Source organism: Pseudomonas sp. NPDC087697 (genome assembly GCF_044743155.1).
In the GTDB taxonomy this organism is placed as follows: domain Bacteria; phylum Pseudomonadota; class Gammaproteobacteria; order Pseudomonadales; family Pseudomonadaceae; genus Aquipseudomonas.
The window spans coordinates 24062-35794 of record NZ_JBIUVW010000056.1; the positions used below are offsets into that span (position 1 = coordinate 24062).

General features: G+C 58.2%; 7 protein-coding genes and 1 pseudogene. 3 read left to right on the plus strand and 5 right to left on the minus strand.

Features of this window, described 5'->3' with window-relative positions; translation table 11 throughout:
* Positions 1-3: 3 nt before the first annotated feature.
* Together treR and ACIPIN_RS26455 are read left to right on the plus strand one after the other, a co-directional pair.
* Positions 4-708, plus strand: coding sequence for a trehalose operon repressor (gene treR, locus ACIPIN_RS26450; protein WP_123425293.1), 705 nt, complete (start codon positions 4-6; stop codon positions 706-708).
* A 136-nt stretch (positions 709-844) separates the two neighbouring features.
* Entirely contained in the window at positions 845-3895 is a 3051-nt protein-coding gene (locus ACIPIN_RS26455) for a membrane-targeted effector domain-containing toxin (protein WP_401123983.1), read from the plus strand.
* A 79-nt stretch (positions 3896-3974) separates the two neighbouring features.
* On the opposite strand, the pseudogene ACIPIN_RS26460 reads toward ACIPIN_RS26455, so the two are convergent.
* Positions 3975-4175, minus strand: a pseudogene (locus tag ACIPIN_RS26460) (GMP synthase (glutamine-hydrolyzing)); the annotation flags it as partial.
* A gap of 307 nt (positions 4176-4482) precedes the next feature.
* Between ACIPIN_RS26460 and ACIPIN_RS26465 the strand changes: the two are divergent.
* Positions 4483-6417: a TerD family protein gene (locus ACIPIN_RS26465; protein ID WP_401123985.1), complete on the plus strand. Its 1935-nt coding sequence runs from the start codon at positions 4483-4485 to the stop codon at positions 6415-6417.
* 313 nt (positions 6418-6730) lie between these two features.
* Here the strand turns inward: ACIPIN_RS26465 and guaA are convergent, their stop codons facing one another.
* The 4 genes from guaA to ACIPIN_RS26485 form a co-directional block, all read right to left on the minus strand.
* Entirely contained in the window at positions 6731-8308 is a 1578-nt protein-coding gene (guaA, locus tag ACIPIN_RS26470) for a glutamine-hydrolyzing GMP synthase (RefSeq protein ID WP_401123988.1), read from the minus strand.
* A gap of 96 nt (positions 8309-8404) precedes the next feature.
* Positions 8405-9874, minus strand: a complete 1470-nt coding sequence (gene guaB / locus ACIPIN_RS26475; RefSeq protein ID WP_123425107.1) for an IMP dehydrogenase — start codon at positions 9872-9874, stop codon at positions 8405-8407.
* A 207-nt stretch (positions 9875-10081) separates the two neighbouring features.
* Complete coding sequence (locus ACIPIN_RS26480; RefSeq protein ID WP_145015139.1) at positions 10082-10630, minus strand: sugar ABC transporter ATPase; 549 nt, start codon at positions 10628-10630, stop codon at positions 10082-10084.
* 188 nt (positions 10631-10818) lie between these two features.
* Positions 10819-11586, minus strand: coding sequence for a sulfite exporter TauE/SafE family protein (locus ACIPIN_RS26485; RefSeq protein WP_401123991.1), 768 nt, complete (start codon positions 11584-11586; stop codon positions 10819-10821).
* Positions 11587-11733 lie beyond the last annotated feature (147 nt).

Here is an 11733-nt window from a genome sequence, read left to right on the forward strand (position 1 = left end):
ACCATGAGTAAATACAACCAGATCTACAGCGATCTGCTTGCCAGCATCACGACCGAACGTCTGGAACGCGGCGCAAGGCTGCCTTCCGAAACCGAATTGATGGACAGCTACCAGGCCAGTCGCGGCACTGTGCGCAAGGCTATCGAACTGCTTCAGGAACGCGGCTTCGCCCAGAAAGTCCATGGCAAAGGCACTTTCGTGCTGTCTACCAACCCGATCGAGTTCCAGCTCGGCGGCATCGTCAGTTTTCAGGAAACCTACCCAAGGCTGGGCAACGATGTCAGCACCGAGGTGGTGGAGTTCGAGCAGATTCCCCTGCAAGGCGCCTTGCTCGAACACCTGAAAGCCGAAGAAGGCAGCCTGATCACGCGGATCAAACGCGTGCGTCGAATCGATGGCAAAAGGGTGATTCTGGACATCAACCACTTCGTCGCCGAGCTGATTCCTGGGCTGAATCGCGAGATCGCCGAACACTCGATCTACGCCTTCATCGAACAGACGCTGCAATTGCAGATCAGCTATGCGCAACGAACCATCGAAGCCGTCCCACGCAGCAAGGACGACCAACAGCATCTGGACCTCGACGGTCAAAGCCATGTGATCGTGGTCAGCAACCAGACCTTTTTGCAGGACGGCCGCCAGTTCGAGTACACCGAATCGCGGCATACCCTGGACAAGTTCTATTTTTCGGACGTGGCGCGGCGCTGAGCCCTACCCTGGCACTCGCCATGTCCTGCTCCTTCTGTCAGTAGCGGCTCGCCACCAGCTACCCGCCGCCTTACAGATAGAACCGATGCCCCTTGAGATAGTGAGCGGACCTCAGCCGTCTCTCAAGGAGAGCATCATGGACGATACTCAAGACACAACCCTGCCCAATGCCGCCGATGCGTTGGCACTCCAGGCACTGATCCCTGATCTGGTTGCCGATTGCCCCGACATGTACGCCATGGCGTACCAGGTCGCCAAAGACATCCTCATCCAGCACCACATCACCGATATTGAGCCCGACAAAGTCTATTGGCATCGCTTTCGTGCCGCTCAAAGCAGTTCGAAGACCTTTACCGGCTGGCAACACGTGTATGAAAAACCCCGGGAGTCGATGACCTTCCCGCAACTGGTCATGCAGCGTTTCAGCGTCCACGACCAGGACAACGCTGACCTGCTGGACACTGACAGCGGTTTCTACACGGTCGGTGCGGATGGCGAGAACTACGATGAAACCAACGAAGTTCGCCTGCATTCCAGGGATGCGCTGAAAGCCTTCTGGGACGTCAATTTCAGCGACCGTTACACAACAGCCATCGCGACGTTCTGGGAAAAACACAGCGCCAACTTCCGCGCGCTGGCCAAATGCACGTTCATCGCCAAAGCCATTGAAGACTACGAGAAGGGATACCTGACCTGCGAACACTTCACCATGGTGCTCAGGGCGGCCACCGGAAATGTGAGCAGGCCACTCACCCGGCAAATGCTGCTGGACGAAGCGCCAGCAGGCAGCGGCTTATCAATCCGCCAGTTTTGTATTGATCACTTCGTGTCGACGGACATCCTCAGTATCACCGACGACAGTGACCTGAACATTCTCTACGTTCCAGGCGAACCCAGAGGTTTTCACTGCTTCACCAAGGTCAAAGAGCTGCACGAGTGGCTGGCCAATGAGGTCAAGGACGCCGAAGGCCGTGAACGCATGCTGATGCACTTCAAACAGGAAGACCGCGACATTGTTCAGGAAAAGCCCACGTCGCTGGGACACAAGCTCGCCAATTTCACCGGCATTGGCCTGATCGTTCATTTTCTGGAGAACACGGAGTATGAAAATGTCGGCCTCAACCACGCGTATGACGTTTTACCCGGCGACGATGAAGTCGCGAACCATCATTTGCTGCATTACCGTGGCGAGAAAATTGCCGGTGACCCGTTCACCCATCTGAACCAGTCCACCCATGAGCGCATGCTCAGCGACGCTAACTTCCTGCTGCACTCCAACGGTGAGATACGCAAAAAGCTGTGGATCGGCTACCTCAATGCCTTCAACCACACCTTCGGGCCGATGGCTGCTCTTGCATGGCCCGCAGCGCTGGTCGTCATCGGCGCCGGCATCGCCAATGTCGGGCTTCACATCGACCAGGCCATCAACGGCACCACCCCGGCGGAGCGCAAGGCGGCCGTCACTGGCGCCATTCTCGGTAGCGTGGATGTACTGTTCAACTTGCCATTTCTCAGAGGTGCGGCCGAGTTTGCAGAGGCCGCAGAAGCTGAAGAGGTGCTGACGTCCGAGCAGGAGCTGCGGGCAGAAGTTGAAACGGCCGCCCCACCCTCCCTTCCCGTCGAAACCATCGCTCCTGGCCCGACCGACGCGGACATGCTGACCCCCTTTGAAACCAATGAGGTTCTCGACGGTTACTCCCCCGTCAGCGACGAAGGCAAGTTCCAGGGTATTTACCAGCCTGAAACGGGGGGCAATTACATCGCCATCGATGACCGTTTTTACCAGGTTCGCTACAGCAGTGAACTGAAGACCTGGACCCTCATCGATCCGGTCAATCCCTACTCCTTTTACCGCAACATACCGGTGCGTCTGAATGAACTCGGTGAATGGGTGCCCATCACGCGTCCCGGCCTGGCCGGCGGTGGCAAGTTTTCCGACCTGTTTGCCAGGGCCGAGCCTCCACTCCCCGACTTCGATGCCCCGCCAACCCCTTACGATGTTCCGCAGGAACTGAAGCCGGCGCTGCAAAAGGCGGCCGAGGGAAATGGCATGAAGTGGGACTTGAAGGACGGTTTTGTCGATACCATCAACCCCGACAACGAGTTCGAGGCATTCAAAAAACTGCGCCGAACGCTGCACAACGATACCGTGACCTTCTATTCAAACCTGCAACTGCCATCCCGGCCAGAGATTCCATCGTTCATCCCGACAGCCAAACCCAAGGACATCATCAAGACCCTTCTCAACCGGTCACCCGGCCTGGTCGTCGGCGAAAGTCATTCCGGTGTGGGCAGCAAGCAGTTTCTGATCGAGAACATGAAAGTGCTGCGCCAGCAGAAGGTCAAAACTCTGTACATGGAACACCTGCTGACAGATTTCCATCAGGCTGATCTGGACGTGTTCAACAGAACGGGCGTGATGTCCGAGCGCCTGGAGAGCTACCTCAACTACCTTGATGAGGGTTTTGAAACGGACCCTGGCGGTCAATTCACCTTTGAACAAGTCGTCAGGACCGCACAAAAAAACCGCATCCGCGTTCAGGCCATCGATTGCTTGGCCAGCTATCGCAGCACCGGTATCCAGGGGGCGGGCATCAACTTTCGACAAAAGATGATGAATTTCTTCGCCCACAAGGTCATCAGCGCGGATCAAGCTGCACGGGGCGCCCATCGATGGGTGGCGCTGATGGGTAACAGCCACGTCAATACCTATGAAGGCGTAGCAGGCGTCAGTGAACTCGAAGGCAGCATCGGGCTGCGAATTGAAGATGTGAGGCCGGATGAGATCGCCGGTATCAAGGCCGATCCGGGTGTCTCGGACGAAGCTCGACCCGGTCAGGCGGCGAGCTTTGCTAAAAATGATCTGCTACTGCAAATCAAGACGCCGCAAAGCGTGATCGTTGCGCGAAATCTGGAAAAACACCTGCCCGACGCCGGGATGTTCACCCTCGGCAACAGCGACGGTAAAGCCATGCTGATTCACCGTAGCAGTTCCACCACCAGCGCCAGCGGTGCCATCACCAAGGGCAAACTCGTTCGCACCGAAGTCCTCCGGGATGGCCGCGGGGTTTACATCCTGCGAGAGTCCTGGCCGTGGATCAGCAACCAGCGCTTTAACACCGTCGCAGACTTGACTCAACGCCTCGAGTCCCACGGAATGACCGCCGTCCGTGAGCGAATCGTCTAAAACGTAAAAAGGCCGTGTGAACACTGTTCACACGGCCTTTTCTGTTGCCTGCAATCAAGCCGTCAAGGCTTGCGCGGGATCACTCCCACTCAATCGTCGCTGGCGGCTTGCTCGACACGTCGTAGGTGACGCGGGAGATGCCTTCGATTTCATTGATGATGCGGCCGCTGACGGTTTCCAGCAGCTCGTAAGGCAGGTGTGCCCAACGCGCAGTCATGAAGTCGATGGTTTCTACCGCACGCAGGGCGACAACCCAGGCGTAACGACGGCCGTCGCCCACCCTGAAGGTACACTTGGCCAATAACGCCGCCACTCGTCAGGGCGATGGACGAGCGACTTGTCGCTCATCAGCCCCGTATTTTTCTGGTGAAGCAGCTTGTTACCGTTGGGATGCGCAGCAACCTGACAAACAGGGACTACCTTCCGTAGAATGCCTTCGTGGCTATGGAACACCTTCCTTCTAAACCTCCAATGACCTAGGGGTTCCGCTCTCCACACCGCGCCTGCTTCTTGCAGGCGTTTTTACATCGACTGTAGACACGATGCTGCAGCTCACTCGAAACGGCGGCCAAGGGAGAAAATCAAGGATGAATCAGGAACTGTTCCTGCGTCGCCGTACCAGAGTTCACGTCCCGATGGGCACTGGTGGTGCCACGCGCGCTCAGGTCGCGTCGGCTGTCCGGGAAGTTGCGGCATTCCGATGCGTCCTGTCCGAGCCCCTGATTGAGCGAATCGGCATGCTGTCGGCGGCAGAACTCACGCACTGGCTGCGCGACGTTGTCGGAGTGCTTCGACGGCAGACCGGCGCTCATGTTCACCACAAGCCGTTTTATCCTAACTTTCCAGAGCAAGTTCTGACGGCTTCAGAGGCGGAATTGTACCTTAACGCCGTCATACACTACCTCACGCTTCGGCGTTTACCACCAAGCGAACACTCTCGACCTGCGCTGCTTGAAGGCAACTTCATATCCCGCGTTATCGAACCGGGAAGCGTCTCTGAGTTCGAGTCACTGCTCGAGCCGCTGGTTTCATCGCGCACCTCGCTCTCCGAAGAGGAAGCTGCCGATATCGTCTGGTTTGTCCGAGAGTACAAAAGCGATGTGTTCCGTCTGCTGCCTGAGGCCATCCCGTTCCGGGAGATCCGTGCGCAGCTTGGCGGCGCACTGATCCTGCATGTAACTGGCGATGCACGGGTGGACGCATTCCTGGAGCGAAACGTTGAAACGGCGACTGACGTGCTACGACTGGCGATCGCACTGAATGGAGGAGACGTGTCACTGACGACAGCTTCAACACGTTTCACAGCGATGAAGCGCTCGATGCGCCGTCTGCTGTTGCGCCTGCTCGATCACATACCCAACGCTGCAGAAGACGTGATGCGACATGCTGAGCGCTGGAAACGCCTGGCTGAAGCACTGCATCCAGGCGACTATGCCGATAAGTACCCACGAGCTCTAGCCGCCATCACGGCCGCGCGTCGCAACGAAGCGCCGGCCTCATTTGGTTCACGTGTCGAAACATTGCTTGCCCAACGTCACATCGCCACGCTTACGCCCCTACTACAAAGCCGTCCTGGTGAGTTCGCACGACGACTGGACGTGACCCTGCGCCGCGCGACCGAAGCAGACTCTGTACTCGACGCGTTCGAGGCTGTTGCGACACAAGTGTCCTCACCTGTTCTGCTGCAGGTGCTAGCCCAAGTACGTGCCCCGCGCCCCCTGCCCTTGCGGGCCTTCACACCGAAAGGGGCATTGGCCAAAGTCTACGGCACTGAGGATCGACGTGGACCTCTCACACCTGAAGTGTTGGCGCGTGCAGCCCGAATCTGCGTAGACGCTCTCGTAAAGCGCTTTGCGTCACTGCCGCCGCTAGGCCGCTGTTTCATCGATCCAGCATTACGCGAATACCGGGTTCCGCTGGCGCAGCGTGCCTCATCGAAGTCGCTACGCACGCTGGTACGAGGCAGTCGGTTGCCCATGCCTGACACACGTTTCATTCGCCTGTTCCTGTGGTGGAAGAACGGTCGTGAACGCACGGATATCGACTTGTCCGCCACATTTTTCGACGCCAACTTCGTGTTCACACAAACGGTCGCGTACTACAACCTGAAGAGTTTCGGTGGCTACCACAGCGGCGACATCGTCGACGCGCCCGACGGGGCTTCGGAGTTCATCGACCTCGACCTTGATGTCCTCGTCGAGAAAGGTATCCGCTATGTCGTCACGTCTATCAACTCATTCACCGAGCAGCCGTATTGCGATCTTCCAGAATGCTTCGCCGGCTGGATGGCCCGCGCCGACGCGGCATCGGGTGAAGTGTTCGAGCCGAGATCCGTGTTCGATCGTATCGATATCGCATCCGACACACAGATCTGTCTGCCATTTGTGATGGACTTGCAGGAGCGACGAGTGATCTGGGCCGATCTGGGGCTGACTTCATCTCCCCCGGTGGAACAATGTCAGGAACAACCTCAGTGGAATATCGTTGATGCTGCGGGCTTTGGTACATACACCACGGCCTGATTTGGAGACTCTGTTCGATTTACATGTACGAGCACGGGGGGAACGAGTGGCTTCGCCGCAGCAGGCACAGGCGGTGTTTGCACCTGATCAAGGGATAACGCCGTTCGATACGGATTTGATTCGATCACAGTTTCTCTAATACCTACGCCAGCCTTTGCCATCCACTGAAAACGACGACTCTTGCTTCGGCGCTTTCCACCCAAAAACAAAAATGCCAGTCAGCATAACTGACTGGCATTGGCTAAAAACCCTCCTGCGCCCCTCCGAATCTAACGTTGAACTCTAGAGGGTGCCGGCTTTGTGGGTCGCCTCATCACTCCCACTCAATCGTCGCTGGCGGCTTGCTCGACACGTCGTAGGTGACGCGGGAGATGCCTTCGATTTCATTGATGATGCGGCCGCTGACGGTTTCCAGCAGCTCGTAAGGCAGGTGTGCCCAACGTGCGGTCATGAAGTCGATGGTTTCTACCGCACGCAGGGCGACAACCCAGGCGTAACGACGGCCGTCACCGACCACGCCTACCGATTTCACCGGCTGGAACACCACGAACGCCTGGCTGACCTTGTGATACCAGTCGGCTTTGCGCAGTTCTTCGATGAAGATGTGGTCAGCGCGACGCAGCAGGTCGGCGTATTCCTTCTTCACTTCACCGAGAATCCGCACGCCCAGGCCCGGGCCCGGGAACGGGTGACGGTAGACCATGTCGTACGGCAGGCCGAGTTCCAGGCCCAGACGACGGACTTCATCCTTGAACAGCTCGCGCAGCGGTTCAACCAGCTTGAGGTTCATTTCTTCCGGCAGGCCACCCACGTTGTGGTGCGACTTGATCACGTGAGCCTTGCCGCTTTTCGCGCCAGCCGACTCGATCACGTCCGGGTAGATGGTGCCCTGGGCCAGATACTTGATGTTGTCCAGTTTGTTGGACTGGGCATCGAACACGTCAATGAACGTACGGCCGATGATCTTGCGTTTCTTCTCAGGGTCCGACTCGCCGGCCAGGTTGTTCAGGAACTGGTCTTCGGCGTTGGCGCGGATCACCTTGACGCCCATATTCTCGGCGAACATGGCCATCACTTGCTCGCCTTCGTGCAGGCGCAGCAGACCGTTGTCGACGAAGACGCAGGTCAGTTGGTCGCCAATGGCCTTGTGCAACAGCGCGGCAACCACCGAGGAGTCCACACCGCCGGACAAGCCGAGCAGGACGTTGTCGGTGCCGACCTGAGCGCGGATGTTGGCGATGGCGTCGTCAGCGATGTGCGACGGCGTCCACAGGGCTTCGCAGCCGCAGATGTCGAGGATGAAACGCGAGAGGATGCGACCGCCCTGCTTGGTGTGGGTCACTTCCGGGTGGAACTGCACGCCGTAGTAGCCGCGCTCGTCGCTGAACATGCCGGCAATCGGGCAGCTCGGGGTGCTGGCCAGGACGTGGAAGTCCGCTGGCATTTTGGTGACCTTGTCACCGTGGCTCATCCACACGTCGAGGCCGAACAGGCCGTCGGCGTCGATGTGATCTTCGATGCCATCGAGCAGGCGGCTCTTGCCGACCACGTCAACACGGGCGTAACCGAACTCACGCAGCTCGGAACCTTCAACCTTGCCGCCCAACTGTTCAGCCATGGTCTGCATGCCGTAGCAGATACCGAAGACCGGTACGCCGAGGTCCCAGACCGCTTGCGGGGCGCGTGGGCTGTTGGCTTCGTGCACGGACTCGGGGCCGCCGGCGAGGATGATCCCGCGCGGTGCGAATTCGCGAATCGCTTCGTCGTCCATGTCGAACGGATGCAGCTCGCAGTAAACGCCGATTTCACGCACGCGGCGGGCGATCAGCTGGGTGTACTGGGAACCGAAGTCGAGGATCAGGATGCGGTGAGCGTGAATGTCGAGGGCCATGATTCAGTCTCGTCTAAGTAATTCAAAAACAGTCGTGATTCAGAAACAACTCGGGGCTGAAAACAGCCCCGGTTACTTAACTTTTTGCTGGAAGCATCAACCTACGCGGTAGTTTGGCGCTTCTTTGGTGATCTGCACGTCGTGGACATGAGATTCCGCCATGCCGGCGCCGGTGATGCGCACGAACTCTGGCTTGGTACGCATTTCTTCGATATCGGCACTACCGGTGTAGCCCATGGAAGAACGCAGGCCGCCCATCAGTTGATGGATGATCGCGCTCAGGCTGCCCTTGTACGGAACACGCCCTTCGATGCCTTCCGGAACCAGCTTCTCGGCACCCGCGGAGGAGTCCTGGAAGTAGCGGTCGGAAGAGCCTTGCGCCTGGGACATGGCGCCCAGCGAACCCATGCCACGGTAAGCCTTGTACGAACGGCCCTGGAACAGTTCGATCTCGCCCGGCGCTTCTTCAGTACCGGCGAACATCGAGCCCATCATCACGCAGGAAGCACCGGCAACGATGGCCTTGGACAGGTCACCGGAGAAACGGATGCCGCCGTCGGCGATCAACGGAACGCCAGTGCCTTCAAGGGCAGCGGCGACGTTGGCGATGGCGCTGATTTGCGGCACGCCGACACCAGCGACGATACGGGTGGTGCAGATCGAGCCAGGGCCGATACCGACCTTGACTGCGTCAGCGCCCGCTTCGGCCAGGGCCTTGGCAGCTGCGCCGGTGGCAATGTTGCCGCCGATCACCTGGACTTCAGGGAAGTTCTGTTTGACCCAGCGAACGCGGTCGATCACGCCTTTGGAGTGACCGTGGGCAGTGTCGACCACCACCACGTCAACGCCGGCAGCCACCAGTGCCGCGACGCGATCGCCGGTGTCTTTACCGGTACCGACCGCAGCGCCAACGCGCAGACGCCCCTGGTCGTCCTTGCTGGCCAGTGGGTAGGCCTTGGCTTTTTCGATGTCTTTGACGGTCATCATGCCTTTGAGGGCAAACTTACCGTCGACGATCAGGACTTTTTCCAGACGGTGCTTGTGCAGCAGCTCGCGGACTTCGTTCTTGTTGGCGCCTTCACGGACGGTCACCAAACGCTCTTTAGGCGTCATGACTTCACGAACGGTGGCATCCAGACGGGTTTCGAAGCGCACGTCACGGGAGGTGACGATGCCGACCAGGTCGCCATCATGCAGAACCGGAACGCCGGAGATGTTGTGCATGCGGGTCAGTTCGAACAGGTCACGAACCGTGGCATCAGCCTCGATGGTGATTGGGTCCTTGACCACGCCGGCTTCGAACTTCTTGACCTTGCGCACTTCGGCAGCTTGCTGCTCGATGGTCATGTTCTTGTGGATGATGCCGATGCCACCTTCCTGAGCCATGGCAATTGCCAGACGGGCTTCAGTGACGGTGTCCATGGCAGCGGAAACCAGTGGAATATTCAGCTCGATGCCACGGGTAAGGCGGGTTTTGAGACTGACTTCGTTAGGAAGAACCTCGGAATAACCGGGCACTAAAAGAATGTCGTCGAAGGTCAGAGCTTCTTGGCTGATACGCAGCATCGCGGGGGCTCCCGAGCGGGAAAATGGAAGCGCGCCATTATACTCAGACACCCCCTCAGGCTCAATGTAAAAGTCTGTCTATTATTGGCAGAGTGATCGACGGGGCATTTCACGCCCAAATCCCGTAGGAGCAAGGCTTGCCCGCGATGGCATCACTGCGGTGTAACAGGCAGACCGAATTGCCTGCATCGCCAGCAAGCTGTGCTCCTACAATTCTACTTTCACCCAACTGACAGGCAGGTCCAGCCATTCGGCGAATTCGTCGATGAAGCTCTGTTTAAACCCGGCCTCAGCCCAGTTATTGAAGATAAAACCCAGGTTCGAAAACCCGCACTCCTGCAGGAACAGAAAGCCATTGATGTCATCTTCATGTCCGCATTCCGGGCAGATGAAGTTGTCGGTGCGCCCCGGCATCCAGTCTTCCAGGCTTTCGAACAGTGCTTCGCCGATCTCTTTGCGGCATTCGGCACAACCGGCCTCTTCGAGAAACCCTTTGGCCGGTGTATAGATGCAGCGCTTGGTGATGATCTCCAGCCCATTGATCGGCTCACCAAACGGCAGCGCTTCGGGATGCAGCACCACCGCCCGCGCGCCAGGCGCAATGGCGTGGGCCATGCGATTGCCAGTACGACCGCAGGTGGTGAGTTGTTCTTCAATAATGTTCTTGCGCACCAGCCACCGCACAATCGCCCGCGCCCGAGGTTCGTGCACCGGCAGTGTGGAGATTTTCGGGACGAGGATGCTTTGCGAGTTCATGGGTGCAGCCTACTGCGTCAAATGGATGTTCTGCGGCGTACCGGATGACGCCTTCGCGAGCAAGCCCGCTCCCACACTGGATCTCCTGTGGATACATAATTGTGTGACCACCAGAGATCACCTGTGGGAGCGGGCTTGCTCGCGAAGGCGATAGAGCGGCCGGCAGCTTAATCCCTGACGAAATCCCGTCAAGTACTGATATAGCGACCGATCAAGGCAATGCCACTGGCCAGCACCAGCCAGGTCACCAGCCGCACAAAGGCATCACGGGACATTTTCATGGTCAACCGTCGACCGATCCACAGCCCCAGCGCCATTGCCGGCAACAAACACACTGCCAATACCAACAAGGGTAGCTCGGCATAGACCCCGGCGAGCGTAAACAGGCTCAAACGCACCACCGTGCTGCAACTGATCAGCGCACTTTGGGTCGCCCGGGCCGCATCCTTGGGCAAGCGGCTGTTCAGATAGATTGCATATAAAAAGCCACCACTGCCGAACAGCGCCCCGAACATTCCGCCCACCGTGCCCATCGGGATCGCCCAACCGGCAGCCAGCTGCGCAGGTCGGACTTTTACCCACAGGCTGTAAATCGCATAAGCGCTGATAAACAGCCCCATTAATAGCAGCAACAGATCGGATTTGAGGTTCAGCAGAAAAATCACCCCCAACGTGCAACCCACCGCCATGCATGGCAGCAACCGCAACAATTCGGGTTTGGCCACGTCCCGCCGCGACGGCAGCAGATTGCCGAATGCCGCGACGAAATCCAGCAGCACCAACAACGGCACGATTCTCGACAGGGGCATGAACAGAATCAGGATGGGACCCGCCACCAGCGCCGTGCCAAACCCGGCGATGCCGAAAACGATATAGGCCAGGCTGATGCCCAGCCCGATCACCAGCCAGTCCACCGCACCCCACGGCCATTGGTTCAACAGCTCAAATACATCCATCCATATATCTTCCTTTGAATGACATCCACAGGATCCCACAGTTAACGCAATCCCTGTAGATACCGTCTTGAGCCTCACCGGGCAAGCGCAAGTTTCGGGTCAAAGGGTTGACCCGACTTGAGCACGCCGTAAACGAAGTGCAACAGC